11 protein-coding genes are annotated in these 21163 nt (G+C 64.7%); 5 read left to right on the top strand and 6 right to left on the bottom strand.

Annotation, left to right across the window (positions count from 1 at the left end; all coding sequences use genetic code 11):
* Positions 1-77 precede the first annotated feature (77 nt).
* The 3 genes from HND55_15065 to HND55_15055 all read right to left on the bottom strand — a co-directional run bounded on the left by HND55_15065 (position 78) and on the right by HND55_15055 (position 10392).
* Entirely contained in the window at positions 78-5612 is a 5535-nt protein-coding gene (locus HND55_15065) for a hypothetical protein (GenBank protein ID QKK03860.1), read from the bottom strand.
* 188 nt (positions 5613-5800) lie between these two features.
* Complete coding sequence (locus HND55_15060) at positions 5801-9742, bottom strand: response regulator (protein ID QKK03859.1); 3942 nt, start codon at positions 9740-9742, stop codon at positions 5801-5803.
* An 80-nt stretch (positions 9743-9822) separates the two neighbouring features.
* The gene (locus tag HND55_15055; protein ID QKK03858.1) at positions 9823-10392 is read right to left on the bottom strand and encodes a sigma-70 family RNA polymerase sigma factor; all 570 of its coding nucleotides are present in this window, start codon (positions 10390-10392) and stop codon (positions 9823-9825) included.
* A gap of 80 nt (positions 10393-10472) precedes the next feature.
* Here HND55_15055 and HND55_15050 point away from each other — a divergent pair, with 80 nt between their 5' ends.
* Positions 10473-14402, top strand: a complete 3930-nt coding sequence (locus tag HND55_15050) for a hypothetical protein (GenBank protein QKK03857.1) — start codon at positions 10473-10475, stop codon at positions 14400-14402.
* A 64-nt stretch (positions 14403-14466) separates the two neighbouring features.
* Here the strand turns inward: HND55_15050 and HND55_15045 are convergent, their stop codons facing one another.
* The 3 genes from HND55_15045 to HND55_15035 are packed head-to-tail and all read right to left on the bottom strand — an operon-like array spanning position 14467 to position 17077.
* Positions 14467-15510, bottom strand: a complete 1044-nt coding sequence (locus HND55_15045) for a uroporphyrinogen decarboxylase (GenBank protein QKK03856.1) — start codon at positions 15508-15510, stop codon at positions 14467-14469.
* Positions 15507-16577, bottom strand: a complete 1071-nt coding sequence (gene aroB, locus HND55_15040; GenBank protein QKK03855.1) for a 3-dehydroquinate synthase — start codon at positions 16575-16577, stop codon at positions 15507-15509. Before aroB ends, HND55_15045 begins: the two co-directional genes overlap by 4 nt.
* Positions 16574-17077, bottom strand: a complete 504-nt coding sequence (locus tag HND55_15035; GenBank protein ID QKK04147.1) for a shikimate kinase — start codon at positions 17075-17077, stop codon at positions 16574-16576. The genes aroB and HND55_15035 overlap by 4 nt, the downstream gene beginning before the upstream one ends.
* A gap of 259 nt (positions 17078-17336) precedes the next feature.
* Here HND55_15035 and xrtH point away from each other — a divergent pair, with 259 nt between their 5' ends.
* The 4 genes from xrtH to HND55_15015 all read left to right on the top strand — a co-directional run bounded on the left by xrtH (position 17337) and on the right by HND55_15015 (position 21030).
* A complete protein-coding gene (gene xrtH / locus HND55_15030) occupies positions 17337-17855 on the top strand; it encodes an exosortase H (GenBank protein ID QKK03854.1) in 519 nt (172 codons plus the stop codon).
* Complete coding sequence (locus tag HND55_15025) at positions 17852-18670, top strand: SDR family oxidoreductase (GenBank protein QKK03853.1); 819 nt, start codon at positions 17852-17854, stop codon at positions 18668-18670. Before xrtH ends, HND55_15025 begins: the two co-directional genes overlap by 4 nt.
* 14 nt (positions 18671-18684) lie before the next feature.
* Entirely contained in the window at positions 18685-19263 is a 579-nt protein-coding gene (gene pdxH, locus HND55_15020; protein ID QKK04146.1) for a pyridoxamine 5'-phosphate oxidase, read from the top strand.
* Positions 19264-19455: 192 nt separating this feature from the next.
* The gene (locus tag HND55_15015; GenBank protein QKK03852.1) at positions 19456-21030 is read left to right on the top strand and encodes a cation:proton antiporter; all 1575 of its coding nucleotides are present in this window, start codon (positions 19456-19458) and stop codon (positions 21028-21030) included.
* Positions 21031-21163: the final 133 nt, after the last annotated feature.

Genomic DNA, 21163 nt, shown 5'->3' with positions numbered 1-21163 from the left:
CTGGCCCGGGAGTTCAAGCCGGGCGGGGCCTGGCCGGTCGTTCGGATTCTGCGCGCGCTCCGGTTGCCAGTGTCGGCTTACGGCGCCGTACCGAAGCGGTCGGTAAACACACCGTCGGAGCGGCGCTCGACTGCACCGATATCGCACCAGGCAATGCCGTCGTCGTTGCCGTCTCTGGGCCGGGTCAGGCCGCGGGCGTCGGTGGCCAGGCAGCTCGAGTCGTCGAAAGCATCGACGAGCGGACTGTCGGCGCTCGGCAGTCTGACCGGCAGGCCGCCCAGGCCGGCGGCCAGGGGTTCGAGTTCGGCCGAGTCGATCAGCAGGTCGTTGACCAGCGGCGTGAGATCGCAGCCGGTCAGATCGCCGAAGGCGTTGTTGCCCAGTGAGACCAGGCTGGCATTCGACGACACCGCACAATTGACGGCGTTGCCGGTGGGGTAGTTGTCGGCCAGCACCGAGTTGGCGAGGGTGACGTTCATGTTGTCGTAAACGTGCAGTGCCGCGCCGAAGGGCGATTCCCAGCCGGAGCCGCCGCCGGTGCCGACGATGGTCATGTGTTTCAATTCGATCTGGCCTGTGCCGACAAAGGTCAGTCCGCCGCCGCTGCCGCCGGTGACGGTGACGTTTTCCATCACGCCGCTGCAGGAAAGGCACATCAGCGTGCCGCCATCGACCGTACTCAAGTTGTTGTCGAAGGTGGTGTCGCGAATATCGATGGTGTCGGCATTGGTCTGGATCGCCCCGCCGAAGCTCGAAATGATCTCGTTGCCGGTAAAGCGCACCCGGCGAATGGTCAGGGTATCGATCGGAGAAGCGGTCAGACCACCGCCGCTGAGGGTGAGGTTTTCCAGGCGCAGCGAACCGCCGTTCGCGCCGTGACGGGGTCCGTGAATGCGAGTCTTGTCCGGCCCGTTGCCAATCAGCACGATGTCGCCATTGAACTGCAGGCCGCGCGGGAAACCATCGACGTAGTCCAGCACATAGAGCCCGTTGCCCAGCGCGATGACCTTGGGCGTGGCCGAGACGGCCGCTTCCTCGACGGCCGCGCGCAGGGTGCAGACCCCGTCGGCCGATGCGCAGACGCCATCGCCCGGATTGGCGTCCGGCAGGTCTTTCAGCGCATCTCCGGCAGCCCCGACCTGGAAATCGGCCGGGCGCGAGACCGGCGTGGTCAGCAGCAGCTCCAACCTGGGATGGATCGGGGTCTGGTCAAGCACCGCCTCGGCCTCGCTCACCAGCAGCGTGCCGGAGGGCGTGTCGGCGCCGACCTGGGCGGTGATGCTGAAGCTGGTCGACTGGCCTGGCGAGAGGTTGGCGATGCTGCAGTCGAGCCAATAACGATCGCGAACACAGCCGGCCGGCGTCGTAATGCTGGCCTCATCGAAGCCTGAGCCTAAGCGAATGGCCAACTGAATACCGGTGGCGGTGAGCCCGAGGCCGGCATCGGGCAGACGGTTTTCAACCTGGAACTGATAGCTGACGAACTGGGTCGGCAAGGCCACATCGGTGGACGGTGTGGCGCTCAAGGCCAGATCGATGCCGTCGGCAATCGTGAAAGCAATGTCCTCGCAGGTCGTCAGCGACAGCCCCGGTGTCGGGATCTCGGTGTCGCCGGGTCCGGGCTGCAGTCGATCGGTCACGCAGACCTCGGCGGTCCTGTTGCCGGCGCTCAGGTAGATGTGATCGGCGGTGATTCGTCCCGAGTCGGTACCGCCGTGGCCGAGGATCGGCCCGGTCGGTCGGCCGTCGGCATCGAATTCGCCCTCGGGCTCGACCGTGCCGTCGCCCCAGTCGATGACCACCGTGTGGTTTTCGTCCGGGTCGGGGTCGCGGAAGGCCAGGTCAAGCTGGACCCGGTAGCCGGTGCCGCCCTCGATGGGCGCGTCGGGCAGGCTGATGATCGGCGCGTCGTTGATTTCGATGATCTCGACCTGGACGGTCTCGGGCGCGGAGGTCTCGACGCCATCGCTGACGACGAAGCGGAAGTGGTCCTCACCAAAGGCGTCCTCGCCCGGTACGTAAGTCGCATTCTGACCGTTGATCAGGACCTCGCCCTTGGCTGGCTCGTCGATAACGACGTACGACAGCGTATCCAGCGGATCCGGATCGCTGCCGTCCAGCGGAACGGGCGTCGGCTGGTCTTCCATCACCACCACGCTGATGCCTGAGTTGGCAAACGGCGCGCGGAAGTTGCGGCTGACCTCGACTTCGACTTCGGCCGGCGCGCTGACTTCGGGCTGACCGGTGACGGAATCGCGCACGCCGTCGCTGACCCGGAAGCTGAAGCGATCGATGCAGTCGGCGCTGCTTTCGCAGGCGAACTGGTTGGTGGATTGATAAACCAGATCGGCATAGTCGTGGCCGATCTCGACAAAGGGTGTCAGCAAGGAGATATGCAGCAGATTGGTGTCGGGATCGAGCACATAGAAGCGGCTGGAATTCACCGAGACGTTCTGCGGGCTGCCGAAATCCCCGACGACAAAGCCCGAGCCGGCACCGGTGGACTTGGCCTGGCCGGCGAAGAAGCCGTCGGGGGTAAAGCGCTGGATCCTGTCGTTGCCGGAATCCGCCACGTAGATCGTGCCGTCCGGGGCGATGTCCAGCCCCTGGGGCGTGCCGCGGAACTGGCCGGGGCGACAGCCGCTTCTGGGGTCGATGACCGCACCCTCATCACAGAACGCAGTCTCTTCGGCATTGAACGCATTGTCCACGCCACAGATCTCGTCCGTGCAGGAAAAGCCCAGGGAGCGGCGGTTGCCGACATCGCAGACCGCCTGATCGCCCGGCGCCAGGTCGCTGTCGCAGCGGCCCAGCCAGCCGACCAGATCGCCGGGAACCACCCGTGAAGGGCTGACCTGTCGCGACGGCTCGTATTTGTAGATTCGATCCCCACGCGCGGCGTAGACGAAGCCGTCCGCGTCCAGGGCCAGCGGGCCGGTCGTCAGCCAGGTCGCGGGATCATTCTCGACGTCATGACTGAGGTAGTCGACAAACTCGGCGTCGGGGTTGCTGGGGTCCCAATGGTCTTCCAGGGCGAAGATCCGGCCCGTGCGACCCATCACATAGATCAGGCCGAGGGCGTCGACCACGGTGCTCCGCGGGTTACGGATAAAGCAGCCATCAACGGAGAAGGGGATGCAGTTGCCGCTCGTGTCCTCGATGTAGCCCAGGTTGAAGCCCTTCTGATACTCGAGATCGGTGTCGTAGATCTGGATCAGGCCGTTGCTGTTCGAGCTTGCCGGGAGGGCCTGCGTGGTGACGACCAGGCCGCTGTTGAAGTCGAACCTCACGTCATTGAACTCGGCGGAGCCCAGGTTCGTGTAGGAGGGACCCAGACTGCCGTCCGGATTGAAGCGGGCCAGGCGTTTCTGGCGCAGGAAGACCGTCGGCGGGGGCCGGCATTCAACCACGCCAAAGTCGGTCACGAAGGTGTCACCCCGATCGTTGGCCGAGAAGAAGGTGGGGTCGGAGGGGAAGTCGAGCTCGTAGCGGCCGGTTGGGTCAGGGAGACAGAGGGCCTCGAGCTCGGCGTCGCTGGCCGTCTGCTCGATGCGGAAGTCCTCGATGAAATACGGATACAGCGGGGCAACGAAGAAGCCGTTCTCGGGCCGGTCTTCGATCTTGAAACGCAGCGGATCGCCGTCGGCATCGCTGCCGCGCAGGCGGATCGGCGTCGGCTCGAACGAGATCGCATCGGGCCGCGACGGTCCGATCTGGGCGATGGCCACGGGCGGGATGTTCGAGGCCTTGATATTGACGATCTGGACCGCCTGCGATGAATTGCCGGACGCATCGATCGCCGTCCAGGTGACTTCGTGCAGGCCCAAGCCCAGCGGCAGCTCGGCGTCGTTGCTGACCTGGGGGTTCAGGTCGACCAGGTCGAACAGCGCCGGCTGGCCGAGATCGCTGACCTGGGTCGAATCGATTTCAACGATATCCGGTGGCGGCACCAGGGTCGGCGGCTGGCGGTCCAGCACCTCGATGCGCATCGTGGTGACGGTCTCGTTCGGGTTGCCGGCCAGGTTCGGGCCCGGATCGCGCGCGGTCCAGGTCACGAAGAAAGCGTTGTCCTGCGTGTCGGTGCTGACCGGCCAGAAGGCTCTGAGCTCGGGGTTCGGGAAGCTGACGCCGAGCGTGGTGTCGCGGTCGCAGACATCGCTGACATTCAAAAACGAGCGCAGGATGGTCTCGTAGCGCCGCCGCGACACGCCACCCACTTCATCGGCTTCGATGGTCACGTGCAGGATTCCGCCGACCAGCTCGGCGACGGCATTGCCGTTGCTGCCGGGCACCGGCGTGATGGTCGGTGGGATCTCGTCAAAAACCCTTACCCGCTGCAGGCTGGTCTGGGCGTTCGGCAGACGCCAGCCGTCGATCTGCACATCCAGCACCTGCAGCCAGGTCTCGCGCCAGATATTGATCAGAAGGGTGACCCAGGGGTCGGTCTTGGCGCCCGGGGGAATGCCGGGAATCGCGATATCGAGCAGATCGACGGGGCTGACGCGCGGATTGGCCCGCCAGACCAAGGTGTTGTCGCCGACCGGAAAGCTCAGCGCCCGGCCGATATTGTAGGGGCATTCGTAGAGTGGCCCCGAGCCCTCGAACTGGCTGTAGCGCACGCTGCCGTCCTCGCGGCAGCTATCGTAGATCTTGTCGGTTGCATCGAAAGAGGCGCTGGACAGGAGAAAATCGAGATCGGTGAATCGGGCCGCCGGCGGACGCGGATTGCCGGCCAGCAGCACCACGTCGACATCGGTGTTGTGATGGGTCATACGCGGCGTGCCGAGCTCGCCCCAGTCGCTCTGGGTCTCGATCGGAATACCCAGCGCATCGGAATACTTGAAGGCCATGTGCGCCTGCTCGAATTCGACCTCGCACTGGCCGGCCGGAACGCGACGCTCGACGTCTTCGGGCGCATTGAGGCTGGGTTTGCAGAACTTCAGCGCCAGGTTCGAGGCATAGGCCGCGCGACCGGCGGCCACCGCGGCAGGAAAGGGCGTCAGGCTGATGAAGAAACTCAGGTTGTAGGCAACACCCAGCGGAATACTGCAGGCCAGTGCGCCGGTGTTGCCGCGCAGGCCGGACTGCGAATGCTGCAGCTCGGAGGACAGACTCAGCCGACCCAGATACAGCGGATACGCATTGGCACCGGAATCGACCCGCTTGAGTATCAGCCGATCGAAGGGGCGGTCCGAGACCACGCTGATCATCCCGTCACGGATCAGGCCGACCCGGCTGCCGGCCGGGACCTCATGGGCAAAGACCTGGCGCCCGATCTCCTGATCGCCTTCCAGAAGCGTGAGGACCAGCGTGGCCGAGTCACGGGTATCGTCGATCTGCAGCGCGACGGCCGTCTGGGCATCGGTGAAGTCAAGCGACAGCGGACGGGCAGCGTCCAGAATCACGCGGCCGCGATCCAGGCTTAACTGGTCGATCGAAAACCGGCTCACCGGCGAGGCCTCGACTCGACCGGCATCCGCTGTGAGCTCGACCAGGTCGATTGATTCGAATGCGTCCAGCCCATCCGGAGCCAGGACTTCGAGACTGCCCGCGGCTATGGAGGCGCTGTGCAGCGCCAGGCCCAGCAGTGAAGTGAAGAGAAATTTGTGCATCGTCGTGCTCCGAATGCCAGTGCTATTCCTGGTTTCCAAGCTACGCGTTGGCAGGTCAGGTCGCCATGTCCGGGGGTTGTGGATCGTGTGCCGCAGGTTGCAGACTGTCTGCAGAGCCGCTCAACCGGAGCAGGCATCGGGGTGCCGGCCGATATTCTCGGTCGGGTGCCTGAACGTCACGGGGCTGTTCAGCCGATCCGACGGAAACTGGCCGGCGTCTGGCCGAAGCGTTCCCGGAAGCGTCTCGAGAACGAGGACACGCTGGCAAAACCGACCGCCTCGGCCACCTCGGCCACGTTGCCGGCGCGGCGCTTGAGCAGCTCGGCCGCGCGCTGCATTCTCGACTCGCGCAAGTAGTCGTTCGGCGATTGCCCGGTTTCATCCTTGAGCTTCCGGAACAGCGTGGTCCGGTCCATGTGCATCAGTGAAGCCCAGTCGCGAACGCTGAAGCCCGGGTCGCTGAGCGATTCCTCGACGACCCGCTCGGCCGCCCGGGCGAATTCCGACTCGGCGTCGATGGTCTGGTCTCTGGCTTCGAACTCGGCCTGCAGGCGGGCCTTCAGCCGGCGGCGTGAGGCGATCAGGCCATTGATGCGCGCGGCCAGCTCGGCGCCGTCGAAGGGTTTTGCCAGATAATCGTCGGCGCCGGCCGCCAGACCCTGAACGATGGCATCGCTCTCGCCGCGGGCGGTCAGCATCAGCACCGGAATGAAATCCAGCTCGGGATCGGCCTTGACCGCCCGCGTCAATCCCAGGCCGTCGAGCTCGGGCATCATGCCGTCGGTGACGATCAGATCGGGCAGGTGCTCGCGGGCCTGTTCGAGCCCTCTCACACCGTTGTCGGCTTCGATGATCCGGAAGGTCCGGCCCAGGCGCAGCCGCAGGAATTCGCGCAGCTCGGCGTTGTCGTCGACCAGAAGGATCTGTGCGGCCGATGCGTCTTCCGGAGGCGTTTCGCGCTGTGTTGAGCCCGGTTCGATGTCTTCGGGCTCGGGCGGCTCGGTCATGTTGGGTTCATCATGGGGCTGCAGGGTCGCCGGAAGACTCAGCGTGAATCTGGCGCCGGCCCCGATCTCACTGTCGAGGCGAACCTCCCCGCCGTGCAGTTCGACCAATTCGCGCACCAGAGCCAGGCCGATCCCCGTGCCGCCACCTCCCGACGAGACGAGGCTGCCCTGGCGGTAGCGCTCGAAAATCTCGGCCTGATCGGCCTCGGCAACGCCGGGCCCCGTGTCCACGACCCGGATCGAGAACTGATCCGGTCCACGATCCAGACCCACGCGAACCGAACCACCGGCCGGCGTGAACTTGACCGCGTTGCCGAGCAGGTTCGAGACCATGGTGTCGATGTGGCGCGGATCGAACACCGCCATGCAGACTTCGTCCAGACCCTCGCTTGCCAGGTCGATCGACTCCGATGCGGCATGGACCCGGAAGCGCTCGATTATGCGCCGGACGGCCAGGGCCAGGTCGTTGCGCACCAGCCGCATCGGCATTTCACCGGCGTCGAGTTTCTGAAGGTCGAGCACCTGGCCGATCAGCGACTGCATCACCTCGGTGTTGCGCTGGGCCAGGTCCAAATACCGACGGCCGTCCTCGCTGAGTCGGGGCTCGCGGGCCAGCTCCTCGAGCGGGGCGCGGGTCAGGGTCAGCGGCGTGCGCAGCTCGTGCGAGACGTTGGCGAAGAACTCCGCCCGCGCATCACTCAGGCGCTGCACTTCGCGGGCGCTGGCCCGAGCCTCGGCCGTGCGCTCGGCCACCTGCTGCTCCAGTTCAAGCTGCTGGGCGCGCATGCGACGGGTCCGGCGGGCCTGGCCCCACTGGGCCGACAGGGCCAGTAGAACGAGCGCGATGACGCCGTAGGCCCATCCGGCGGCCGTGCTCTCGTACCAGCGCGGCAGGACCAGCAGCGAGACGGGCTCGGCGTCGATGACTCGTCCCTGCACGTCCCGGGCCTGAACGAGAAACTGGTAGTCGCCGGCCGGTAGTTGAGTAAAGTCCCGGCGGTCTTCGTCACTCCAGCGGCTCCAGTTCCGCTCCAGGCCGTCCATGCGCGTCCGGTATTCGGTCCGGTCCGTGCGCTGATAGCTGCTCAGTGCGTATTCGAAGCGCAGGGTCGGCTGCTCACGATCGATTTCCAGCGCGACGCCCTCACCCGGGCCACCGCGCGGCCAGCGGTCCTCGTCCGGAAATCCGGCCCGCTGTACGGCGAGTTGGCCCACCGGCGGCGGTTCTGCGCCCAGTCGGTCCAGGTCGATCCGATACAGGCCGGGGTGGCGGCCGAACCAGAGCTGACCGCGAAAGAATTTGAAGAACCAGTTCTGCCCAGGCGGCAGCTCGGGCCGAAGTCGGCGCGGCCAGACCAGCGCGCCGTCCGCCGATCGCTCGCCCAGCCACAGGGCGCCTCCTTTGCCGACACCGCCGATGACGGTGCCCGCATCGACGGAAAACAGTTTGTAGACGTCGCGCGTGCCATCGTCGTCGATAGCGAAATCGGCGTTGCCGAAGGCCGGGTCGGGTTCAACGCCGCCGGCGACAGAACGATAGCCCCCGTCGCTGGTGCCCAGCACGATCCGGTCTTGGAGTTCGAAGGGCCATGCAAAGCCGGGCGGAACACCTTCAGCGGCACCCACGATCGAATCCAGGACCAGGGCATCGGCCTCGTTCCAGCGCAGGCGATAGAACAAGCCACCCGTGGTGCCCACCCAGACCGTGCCGTCGGCGGCTTCGGCGATTGGACCGGCGCGTCGATCGATGCCTTCGATCCGTTGCACGGTCTCCCAGCCCCCATCTTGACGGATCAATACGCCCAGCCCGGACTCCAGCTCAGCATAGACCGCGTCACGAAAGCGCGAGGGCTTGAGTTTGTAGCCGTAGGTGTCGCGGATCAGCCGCTCGCTGGACACGGTCTCACCTGCTTCCAGGTCGAACACCATCCGATGTACGCCTTCCGAACCCGACACCAGAACACCGTCGCCGTCATCCAGCAGACCGAAGACTTCAAGCAGGGGCGCGTCCAGGTTCTGGAGGCGACTGCCGTCTGAGCCATCGGCCCGCAGCACCCCCACGCCGTGCGCGCCGCCGACCAGCAGCTCGTCCAGATGTTCGATCATTTCGTTGGCCTGCCCGACCCCCAGATCGCTGTCGTAGTAGCGCAGGCCGTTGAACCAGTCCACGCGGGCAATCGAGCCTTCCAGTGCCAGCCACAGTCCCCCTTCCCGATCCAGGCTCATGGCGCTGACCACGTTGCTGTCCAGAGCGTTTCGCTCGCTCAGATGATCCAGCAACTGACCGGCGGGCGAGAGATGCATCACGCCTTGATAGCGGGTCCCCAGCACGATGCTGCCATCGTCCATGGGCAGGGCGACAAAGGGCCACGCCTCGGTCAATTCGGGGATCGACGAGGCCGGCTCCGGCGTTCCACCCTCCGTCAGCCAGAACAAGCCGTTTTCCAGGGATCCCATCAAAAGCCGACCGTCCGGCCAGGATTCTGCAAAGGTCAGGCGGACGCCTTCGGGCTGCTGCAGGCCGGGCAGCGGCGCCAGTTCCCGGTCGTCCGAAGGGAAGTCGGTCAGGTCATGAAAGTCGCGACCGATCAGCGCCAGCAGGCGACCCTGGTGGGCCAGCGTCAGACGGAAGATCTGCTCGCGTTTCGGCAACACGGACAGGGATTGCCCATCCCACTGGAACAGGAAATTCACGGTACCGAAATACACCCGCCCATCGATCCGGTTCAGGTCGTAGACCTCCCCGAACTGCTGCTGCTCCTCCGGCAGCTGCACCGACAGGGAGTGGTAGACCAGCGTTCCGGTCTCGTCGGCCTCGAAGTAACCGAACTCGTTCGGCATCCCGACCCAGACCCGCCCATCCGGATCGATCGCCATTACCCGCACCCGGTCTCCCTGGGGCGTGTCAATCTGCCGCCAGCGCGCACCATCGAAGGTCAGCAGAAAATTGCCGTTGCCCACCAGCATCCGCCCGTCCGGCGCCTGCCCGATCGCCCAGTTCGTCACCTGGCCTCCGTAGTCGGCCATCGACCAGTTCTGGACCAGGGGTTTGCCGGGCGGCAGGTCGCTGGACAATACACCCGGACTGCATAGCAATACCGCCAGTGCTGTTACAGCGCGCATGCAAAAGCCTTCGGGGAATGAACGAACATTATCGGGCATTGAACCGGGGCACGACCCACGAGATTGCCACTGTCGCCGGGTCAATCATCACCGAGCGTGCTCGCCAACCAGGCCCGGGCGGTGCGCAGGTCGCGCTTGACGGTGGCACTCGAGACGGCCAGGGCCTGGGCGACTTGTTCATCGGTCAGGCCGCCGAAGTAGCTCAGCTCCACGGCACGGGCCTTGCGCTCGTCCAGACGTTCGAGTTCCGACAGGGCCTGCTCCAGATCGAGTACGTCGACCACCCGGGCGCCGCTGTCTTCGGCATGGTGGGTCAGCAGTGTAATCGGCATCTGCCCGCCACCGCGCTTGTCGCGCTGACGAGCGCGTGCCTGATCGACCAGCACCTGACGCATGGCACGGGCGGCCAGGGCAAGAAAATGCAGGCGATCGCGCGGCTCGATGGCCAGCGCATCGAGCTTGAAGAACGCCTCATGGACCAGCTCGGTGGCATCCAGGTCCCGATTCGATGGCTCACGCGCCAGGCGACGCCCCGCCATGGTCCGAAGCTGGTCGTGAACGTGGCGCCACAGCTGCTCGCGCGCGCTGGCGTCCCCGGCCATGGACCGACGCAGCAAGGCAGTCAGCTCGATGTTGGCGGAAACGGGCATGCAGCCACTCCGGAAGTAGATGATTCGATTCTATCCCGCCCGGCGCATAGGGGAATACACTCCGCGTTGCGAGCATCGCCATGACTGCCCTTCGACTGCTGATCGCTTTGGCCGTTGCCCCCCTCGCGGCACTGGCTGGAATGACGGCTCGTGCCGACGTCAATGAAGACCTCGAACTTCAGATCACCGCCCTGATCGCCAGCCATAACCTGGCGCTGCCAATTTCGTTCGTGCCCGACCCGGTATTCGGCATTCCGGCCAGCGCGGTGACTTTCGGCACCAACCTGGGGCTCAAGGACACCCGCGCGATCTTCGTTACACCAGGGGACTGGGACGAATGGCCGAACTCCAACGATGGTTGCCGTTACGAGTTCGACCTGCCGCAGTCGATTGCCGACTACAAGAATCTGCTCGGCTTCGCCACACTCAAGAATGCGCCGGGAGAATGGGGCGAGCTGACGCGCACCGGTCAGGTCCAGGTGGTTCATGCCAATACCGATGTCAATGTGCATGCGGTCAATGCGCACATCCTGCCTGACCAGCATTCAGAACAAACGGTCGAGTTTCCGTCCGGCAATCATCGCATCGACTGGCGGGCTGAAACCCAGATCTCGGATGCCTTCGACATCATCATCCCGGCCAGCCTGCTGGCCTACAACTCGATCAAGTACGGTGCGGCCGTGGCCAATCAGGGCTGGACGGCCGCGCGCCAGGCCGCGTCGCAGAATGCCGCCCGGGAAGTAATCAAGAACATCGCGCTTGAAACCGGGCTGGTCACGGCCTCCCAGTTGTTCGATGGGCGAACTTCGGTGGTGCATGAACGCGAGCAGGAGATCACGATCTACAAGCTGCACCCGCCGCAGATCTCGACCAGCCAGCCCAATATCACGCTCGAAGCCACTGATTTCGGCGGTGTGCTGTATCGGCGGGTGGCCGCTGACCTGCGCGGCACCATCCAGGCCTCCGATCCCTGCGGCAAACCCTTCAGCCTGGGCAACGACGCGCCACCGCTGCTCAACGTCGGTTTCACCCTGCTGACCTGGAGCGCGTCCGACACCGGCCCGCTGCCGGGCGGTGGCGGAAACATCGCGACCACCTCGCAGTTGATCCTGGTCGAGGACACCCAGGCACCGATCATGGTGCCGCCGCCCAGCCGGGTGATCGAGGTGCCGGCGGCTCAACCGGGCCTGAATGCCGACGAGGTCATCCTTGGCGCGGCGCGCGTGGTCGATCTCGCCGATCCGAGTCCGGCCATCAGCAACGATGGTCCCGCCTTCTATCCGATCGACAGCCGCTCGCCGATCACCTGGACGGCCACCGATGCGTCCGGCAACAGCAGCTTCGGCGACCAGTTGATCACGGTCAAGGCCGAGGGCACGAACACGGCGCCGACAGTCAGCGATGTTTCGGCCAGCACGCTGACCTCCGAGCCGATCGACGTGGTGCTCTCCGGCAGCGACCCGGATTTCCTCGACGGGCGCTTCGATCCGCTGTCGTTCAGGATCAGTGATCGCCCCGATAACGGCGAATTCGTCGCGCCGCTGTATCCCTTCTTCATCGAGGACTACCGCACCTCGCCCGGTGGGCCGTACGGCGAAGCGTTCTATCTGAGCGGCAATCGTGCCGCCTGGCTCTACGACAACGTCTGCCAGGTGCTGTCGGGCCCGAACGCCGACAAGATCGACGTCGACTGGGTCTACGAGCCCGAATTCGTTCACGTCGATGATCAGGGCAAGGTCTACATGGTCGATCACTACTGGCAGTGTTCGGCCAGCTCGGCCAGCTCCTTTCCGCGCATCTCGACCTGGGACCGGGACGGCAACTTCATCGGCCAGATTCAGTACGAAGGCTTCAACGATGCCTTCGTGATCGACCGCGACGGCCTGCTCTATGAAATCAAGACCATTGGTTCGGGCTCCAGCCGGGAAATCATCGTCAACCGCTGCGCCACCGACTTCGTCGGCAAGGACCACCGACCGGATTTCTGCCAGTCGCTGGGCAGCGTCGACAGCGACTCGGCGCCCAACCTGCAGGCTGCCAGCGTGGCCTATGCCCGGGTCGACTCCGGCCAGGGACTGCTCTACATCACCGACAAGCGCCGTGTATTCGTGTTCGATATCCGCAACGATCCGCCCGATCCGATTTACCTGGCCACCCTCAATGCCGCTGAGCCCTTTCCGACGCCCAGTCCCTCCTGCGCCGGCAGCAGTTCGCTGGGCTATGCCATGGACGTCGACTCAAACGGCAATCTCTACATGGTCAACTGCGCCAACGAGCGTATCGAGAAATTCACCGCTTCTTCTTTCGATGAAGGCGGTCAGTTCGTGACAGGCGACTACGTCGGCTGGATGGGCCGCTGCGAGACCAGCAGCAACAACGCCTGCGATGAAGACAAGAAGATCAGCAAGGGCTTTTCCTGCACCGATGTCACCTGCACTCGCGGACTTCTTGAGTCAGACCTGGAGGGTGAAGAGCCCGGCCAGTTCAACGAACCGCTCTACATCGCCATTGATCCCAACGATGTGCTCTACATCGCCGAGTGGGACAACTATCGCGTCCAGCGCTTCGCACCCGACGGCACCTTCGCCGGCCAGGCCCTGTCGACCGGTACCGGCGTCAACCAGGGCGAGCAGCCCGGCTTCGTGCTCGGCAATATGGGCCGGCCGCGCGCGGTGTCGGTCAACTCGACCCAGTTCTACGTCGTCGACCGCGAGGAGGGCTTCGTGCACGTCTTCGAGACCTCGCCACTGAAAGACATCACCGCAGATTCGGCCACCGTGACCTATGTCTCGAACTTCGACTTTCACAGCGCGACCGACAGCTTTCAGTTCATCGCCAGCGATGGCCTGGCCGACAGCAATGTCGGCACCGTGCTCATTGACGTGGCCCGCAACTTCCGGCCGCCGGTCGGTATCGCGCAGTCCGTGATCACCGATGAGGGGGTACCGCTCGACGTCACGCTGGTCGCCGAGGATCCGGACGGCATTCTTGGCATCGATTTCAACGGACTCGATGTGTTGAGCTACCAGATCGTGGATTCACCGGCCCATGGCACGCTCGTGCCGGTTGCCAGCGACAATGCGACCGTCACGCTGGCCTACACGCCCGACGAGGATTATTTCGGCAGCGATCGCTTCGTCTTCGTGGCCAACGACGGCGTCGATGACTCCGAGCCGACCCCGGTCGAGATCGAGGTCGTGTTCATCGACGATCCGCCGCAGGTCACCGATGTCGAACTCCCCGCGCGCGTCGGCCTGGGATTCCCGTTCGCCATCCGCGGCGTGTTTCATGACGACGGGGCGGTCGATCCCGACGCCTATTTCACGTCCGTGGTCTGGAATTCTCAGCAGACCGTGGTCGAAGGCGGGGTCAATGACGACGATCCGGACAATCCGTTCATCGAGGGCGTTTTGCTGGTCGAGCCACTGCAGGGTCGCGGCACCGGCTACGGCATTGCCCAGCACACCTTCAGCACGCCCGGGATCAAGACGGTTCACTTCTGCATCCAGGACCAGGACTCACGGGGCGGATGCCAGACCGTCGAGCTCACGCCACAGCTGCTGGTCAATCTCGGCATCGAACTGCCCGATGACCAGGGCGAGACGCCGCCGGCACCCGTGCCGGCCGGCGAGGCCTTCACCATCGACGTGATCGTCGGCAATCTCCAGCCCGAGGGCCTGGCCGGCCTGACCGCCCAGGCGATTGCGATGAACGGGCAGATCGATACGCCCGGCGTCGTGTTCACCGGCAGCTCGGAAGGCAGCTGCGCGATCAGCGACGGCGGCCAGACCATCGACTGCGACTTCGGCGATTTCGTTGCCGGCGAGCAGCGCACCGTGACGCTGAGCTTTGCCACCGATCCGGACGTGGTCCTGGCAGACACCGATGCGCGCATCCGGCTGCGCTTTACGACGGCAACCGAAGCCGTCAATGAGGTGACCGAAGCCAATATCACGCGCACGATCCTCAATGTCAATCGCATCTTCAGCGATCGATTCAATGCGCCTTAGACCAGCCCGTGGACCGGCTCGGCATTGTTGCTCGCGAGCAGGTGCGACTGGAGCATCGAGATGCTCAGCGGTGCCTTCGCACCGTCTCGACCAGGCAGGCAACGTGTTCCGGTGGAACGTCAGGCGTGATGCCGTGGCCGAGGTTGAAGATATGACCGGGGCCGTCACCGAAGCTGTCGAGCACGCGGCGGGCCTCGGTCGCGATCACATCCGGAGCGGTCAGCATCACGGCCGGATCCAGATTGCCCTGCAGGGCGACGCGATCACCGACCCGGCGGCGGGCCTCGGACAGATCCAGCGTCCAGTCGACGCCGAGGGCCTGGCAGCCAGTGTCGGCCATGGCTTCCAGATGCTGTCCGCAGCCCTTGCCAAACAGGATCAGGGGTATACCCGGGCAGGCCGACTTGATCCGGTCGACGATGCGCTGCTGCGAGGCCAGCGAGAACTTGCGATAGAGCCGCGGCGATAGCACGCCGCCCCAGGAGTCGAAGATCATCAGCGCATCAGCCCCGGCCTCGACCTGAGCTGTCAGGTAGGCGGCAGTGGCGTCGGCCAGGTGATTCAGCAGGCGGCCGGCGGCATCGGGCCGGGCCAGCAACAGCCGCTTTGCCAGGGCGTAGTCCTTGCTGCTGCGGCCTTCGATCATGTAGGTGGCCACGGTCCAGGGGCTGCCGGCAAAGCCGATCAGCGGTGTCGTCGTCGGCAGGGCGTCGCGGATCAGGCGCACGGCGTTCATTACGTAGCCGGTGTCGTCGTTGGGATCCGGTACGGGCAGGCTGTCAATATCGGCAACCGTGCGAACCGGGCGCTCGAAACAGGGTCCTTCGCCCGGTTCGAAGCGCAACCCCCGGCCCATCGCATGCGGCAGGATCAGGATGTCGGAAAACAGGATGGCGGCGTCGAAGCCATAGCGCTTGATCGGCTGCAGCGTGACTTCACAGGCCAGCTCCGGTGTCGATGCCAGGGTCAGGAAGTCGCCGGCCTTCGCCCTCGTGGCCCGGTACTCGGGCAGGTAGCGACCCGCCTGGCGCATCAGCCAGATCGGGGTGCGTTCGACCGGCTCGCGCCGCAGTGCGCGCATCAGCAAAGCCTGGGAGCGGTCTGTCATAACGCCACCAGGACGGAGCGAATCTCGTCGGCCGGGCAGGTCTCGACCACGGCCTTGCCGATCGATTCGAGCAGCACCAGGTGAATCTGGTCGGCGCGGTTCTTCTTGTCAAGCCGCATCAGGCACAGCAGCCGCTCCGGATCCACATCGCCGGGCAATGCGGTCGGCAGCCCGAGCCGCTCGAGCAGTCGGGCGATGCGCTCCGACTGGCCGGCCGGAAGTCGTCCAATTCGCTCACTCAGCCGGGCGGCGAGTACCATGCCGATGGCCACGGCTTCACCGTGGCGGTAACGCTGGTAGTCAGTCAGCGTCTCCAGCGCATGACCGAAGGTGTGGCCGAAGTTGAGCAGCGCCCGCTGGCCGGACTCCCGTTCGTCGGCAGCCACCACTTCGGCCTTGTGCCGAACCGACGACTGGACGGCCTCGGCCAGCACGTCGGGAACCCGGGCCGAGAGCGCGTGAATCCGGTTCTCCAGCCAGTAGAAGAAACGCTCGTCCCTGATTGCTCCGTACTTCACGATCTCGGCCAGTCCAGCCTGGTAGTCGCGCGGTTCGAGCGAGGTGAGGGTATCGAGATCGACGACCACGGCTGCCGGCTGGTAAAAGGCCCCGATCAGGTTCTTGCCGGCCGGGTGGTTGACCCCGGTCTTGCCGCCGACGGCCGCGTCGACCTGAGCCAGCAGGGTTGTTGGCATCTGCACGACGCGTATCCCTCGCATGTAACTGGCGGCCGCGAAACCGGCCAGATCGCCGATCACCCCGCCACCCAGCGCAATGACCGTTGCATCGCGCTGGGCGCCGAGCTCGACCAGGGCATCGATGATGCGCTGCCAGCTGGCCAGGGTCTTGTGAGTTTCACCGGGTGGAACGATCACCTGGCTGCGGTAGCCGAAACCGGCCAGGCTGGACTCCAGCCGTTCCAGATAGAGCGCCGCAACCGTCTCGTCGCTGACCACCAGCACGCGCCCGCCAATGTGACGTGTCCATGCCCCGGCCATTCCGATCAGACCGGGTCCGATGTAGACCGGGCAAGCCCCGGCAGCGTGATTGATCTGTACGGTTTTCATGAGCTGTGCACCTCACGGCAGTGGTCGTGAATCGCGCGTTCGACGATCTCGGCCATGGCCGGGGGCGGGACGTTGGCCGAGCGCACCGTCAGATCGGCCACGCGACGATAGATCGGGTTGCGCTGATCGGCCAGTTCGGTCAGTCGACGCCGTCGGTCCGGAGCCTGTAGCAGGGGCCGCTGGCGGTCACGCTCAAGCCGCCGAATCTGTTGATTAACGCTGGTTTCAAGAAAGACCACCAGTCCGCGCTCGCTCAGCCGCCGGCAATTGTCCGGGTCAAGCACGCTGCCGCCGCCGGTTGCCAGCACCAGCGAATCGCGCTGACTGAGCTCGTCGAGCAGGTCACTTTCGCGCCTGCGAAAGCCGGCTTCGCCCTCGATGTCGAAGATGACCGCCACCTCGACACCGCAGCGTTTCTGCAGGGCATGATCCAGGTCGATGAAGGCCATGCCGAGCCGATCGGCCAGATGCCGCCCCACCGTGGTCTTGCCTGAGCCCATCGGGCCGATCAGGAAAATACGGTTCGGGGCCGTGTCTGTGCCGTGTTCGGTCACCGGCAAGCTGCGATCTCCGGTTGTCTGCAGGGGGGTGCAGAGGCGCGATGACGGACTTTCATGGCAATGTCGAAGGGCCAGCTGAACAGAACGATTATGCTATCACGCAGATCAGTGAATCTTTCGGTGACCCGGCGTCCCTTGCCTGCGCCATGACGCGAGTTTGGTTACCATAAGCGCCCCAGATTCGAGCCGCTTCACCGATATGTTGCGCTTTTCCGTTCTCTTCGTTGTATTGCTACTGGCGCTGTTTACCATCGAGGTGCTGCAGCCGGTGCAAACCCACGTCATCATCCCGTTTACCGCGGGTATTGCCAAGGTCAGCGTGTTTCTGATCGAGCTGTTCGATTCAGGCGTGGTCTCGGCCGGAAAGATTATCCGGGATATCGAGAGCGGCTTTGCCGTCAGCATCGAGCCAGGCTGCAACGGTGTCGAGGCGCTGATTATCCTGTTCGCCGCGCTGTTTGCCTTTCCCGCGCCACTCAAACACAAGCTGATCGGATTCGTGATCGGGTTTTTTGCCATCCAGGCCCTGAACATGGTGCGTATCATCAGCCTGTTCTACATGGGTCAGTGGAACGAGACCTGGTTCAACTGGTTTCATCTCTACCTCTGGCAGGCGTTGATCATTCTCGATGCGCTGGTGGTGTGGCTGATCTGGCTGCGCAAGCTGCCGCCGCGTCCGCGCGATCATTCGCCACCGCCGGCGGCGGCACCCTCATGAGACGCGTGCTGATCGCCGGTTGTGGCGACATCGGCACCCGTCTGGCCGCTTGTCTTGACACGGCTCAGTGGCAGATCACCGGTCTGCGGCGCCGCGCCGACCGCCTGTTGGCGCCGATCCGGCCGTACGCGGCTGATCTGCTCGATCCCGCTACGCTTGACGATCTGCCGGTTCACTGGGATGCCGTGGTTTACCAGGCCACGCCTGACCGGCGCGACCGCAATGGCTACCGTCAAGCCTACGTCGACGGGATGCAGAATCTGATGAGGCGTGTTGATACACGCCGCCTGATCTTCGTATCCAGCACCGCCGTCTACGGTCAGGATGCCGGCGAGTGGGTTGATGAGCGTTCGTTGACCGTTCCGGCAGCCTTCAATGGCGAAGTGCTGCGTCTGGCTGAACGCGCGGTGTTCGACGCCGGAGTGGCCGAGCCCGTCGTGGTGCGGTTTTCGGGCATTTACGGGCCCGGCCGCGATGCGCTTGTGCGCCAGATACGCGCCGGCCGCGCTCGCTGTCGGGCGCAGCCGCCTCAATGGACCAACCGTATTCACGCCGATGACTGCGCCGGTGTGCTGGCCCACTTGCTCGAACTGCCTGACCCCGAGCCGATCTACTGTGCCAGCGATTGCCGCCCGGCTGCGCGATGCGAGGTGCTGCAGTGGCTGGCTGAGAGGATCGGCGTGGCCGGTCCCGAGCAGGATAGCGATGCCCGCCACGGGCAGGGCAAGCGTGTCGCCAACCAGCGCCTGCTCGCCACCGGCTACCGTTTTCGCTATCCTGATTTTCAACGCGGCTACGGAGCGCTGCTGGAATGACCGCTTTCCGGGCAATGACGCCCGAGATGCTGAAACGTTTTCGAGACGGCTTTGAGCGGGCGGTTGCCGCCGGCGTGCCCGAGCCGACCGCCATGACGCTGGCGACCGTCGATGCCGAGCGCCGTCCGTCGGCGCGCACTGTACTGCTCAAGGACCACGACCGGGATGGTTTCGTGTTCTATACCAATCTGCACTCGCGCAAGGGACAGCAGCTGGCCACCTGTCCGGATGTGGCGCTGGTGATCTGGTGGCGGGAGACCGAAGAGCAGGTCATTGTCGAGGGACGTGCCGATGCAGTCAGTGAGGCCGAAGCGGATGCCTACTTCGCCACCCGACCGCGCGGCAGCCAGATCGGGGCCTGGGCCTCTCGGCAGTCGACGCCGCTACCCAGTCGCGAGGCATTCCTTGAGCGGGTCGCGAAGTTCGAAAGCCGGTTCGAGGGTCGGGAGGTGCCGCGCCCGGAGTATTGGTCCGGCTTTCGCGTGCGTCCGCGTCGGGTCGAGTTCTGGTACGGGCGCGAGTACCGCCTGCACGAACGCGTCTGCTTCGATCTGGCTGATGAACGCTGGCAGCAGACCCTGCTTTACCCTTGAGCAACGTCTGAACCAGCCGGGGCGGGCGCGACGGAGCCTTCGCGGGAGTGACCGGCTTTTGCGACTGAAACGCGCTCCGCGCAGACTGGTTCAGGCATTCCACGAGTCCGCCGGGCCGGGCAAGCGCTTCCAATGCGCTGAATGTTGCAGAATGAGCGGCAGGGATCACTCGGGCTCTGCAACGGGCAGTATGTGATGTTTGAAGTGTTCTGTATCGGACTGGCGTTTTTTCTCGGTCTGCTGGTCAAGCAGATCGGGCTTCCACCGCTGGTCGGATTTCTGGCTGCCGGTTTCGGGTTGAACTGGATCAGCCAGCGCTTCGGCGTGCTGCCGTCCTATACCGGCGATATCCTGCACCATGTCGCTCATCTCGGCGTTTTGCTGCTGCTGTTCACGGTCGGACTCAAGCTCAAATTGCGCCAGTTGGTGCAGCCGCCGGTCATTGGCGGAGGGCTCCTGCATTTCTTCATTTCCGTGGCGGTCCTGGCCCCAGGCTTGCGTTTTTTGCTCGGTCTGGACTGGAACCTTGCCGTTCTTGTCGGCATCGCGCTGGCGTTTTCGAGCACGGTGCTGGCGGCCAAGATCCTCGAAGGCAAGCGTGAACTGACGGCGTTCCACGGCCGGACGGCCATCGGCATTCTCATCATCCAGGATCTGTTGGCGCTGCTCGTGCTGAGCCTTTGGGGCGGACATGCCCCGTCAATCTGGGCGCTGGGCGTGTTTGTCCTGCCGCTGTTCAGGCCGGTGCTGCACTGGTTGCTCGACATGACCGGCCGCGACGAGTTGCTGGTCTTGATCGGCATGCTGCTGGCGCTGGTGCTCGGTGGCGCCGGTTTCGAGATGGTTGGACTCAGTCCGGAGCTTGGTGCGCTGGTGATGGGGCTCCTGCTGGGCAGTCACCACCGGGCAAAGGAACTGTCCGAATCGCTGTGGAGCCTCAAGGAGCTGTTTCTGGTCGGGTTCTTTCTCGAGATCGGCATGTCCGGGCTGCCCGGGCCGGACGACTGGCTGTTTGCCCTTGTCCTGGGCCTGGCGCTGCCGCTCAAGGGCGCGCTGTTTTTCTTCGTGCTGGCGCTGTTCCGGCTGCGCGCTCGCAATGCTTTTCTGGGTGCTCTGACGCTTACCGCTTACAGCGAGTTCGGGCTGATCGTCGCCGCCGGCATTCCGGCCATGAGCGACTGGCTGGTCCCGCTGGCGCTGAGCGTGGCGCTGTCGTTTGCCGTGGCCGCGCCGTTGAACCGCCTGGCCCACCCGCTGTTCGAGCGCTTCGAGTTCTGGCTGTGCAAGTGCCAGACGGAAACGGCCCATCCCGACGAGATTCCCCCGGATCTCGGCGATGCGCGCGCCCTGATTCTCGGCATGGGCCGGACCGGCACCGCCGCCTACGAAGCGCTGTCGTTGTGCGACGATCGGGTGGTTGGTCTTGATGCCGACCCCTACTGCGTCCAGCAACACGAGCAGGAAGGCCGAAAGGTCATCCTGGCCGATGCGGAGGATTCTGACTTTTGGCACTCGATCCGGCTCGGCCAGATCGAGGTGGCGATTCTTGCGATGGACGATATTGAAGCCAAGTTGATTGCGGCTCGCAAGCTGCGTGGTCGCGGGTTCACTGGCCCGATCGTGGCGCATGCGCTGTACGCCGAGCACGTTGACCGCATTCGTGCCGCCGGCGCTGATGAGACCTATCTGACCATGCAAGAAGCCGGCAAGAGCCTGGCCAGTCATGCTGTCCGGCAGCTGGAAGGGGTGAACGGCAGGTCAGGCTGAATCTCTGGGTCGACGCACCTCTTCTGATCGATCGCGGTAACGTAGATTCCAGCCAAACATTGACACCCGGCTGATTACGGTCACCGTGCCGGCTGTAAGCGTGCTGGTGGTGGTTGTGGCCTTGCCCTGAACT

The organism is Pseudomonadota bacterium, assembly GCA_013285445.1.
Taxonomy (GTDB): Bacteria; Pseudomonadota; Gammaproteobacteria; order Xanthomonadales; family Wenzhouxiangellaceae; genus Wenzhouxiangella.
This window is presented reverse-complemented; position numbering and strand designations above follow the sequence as displayed.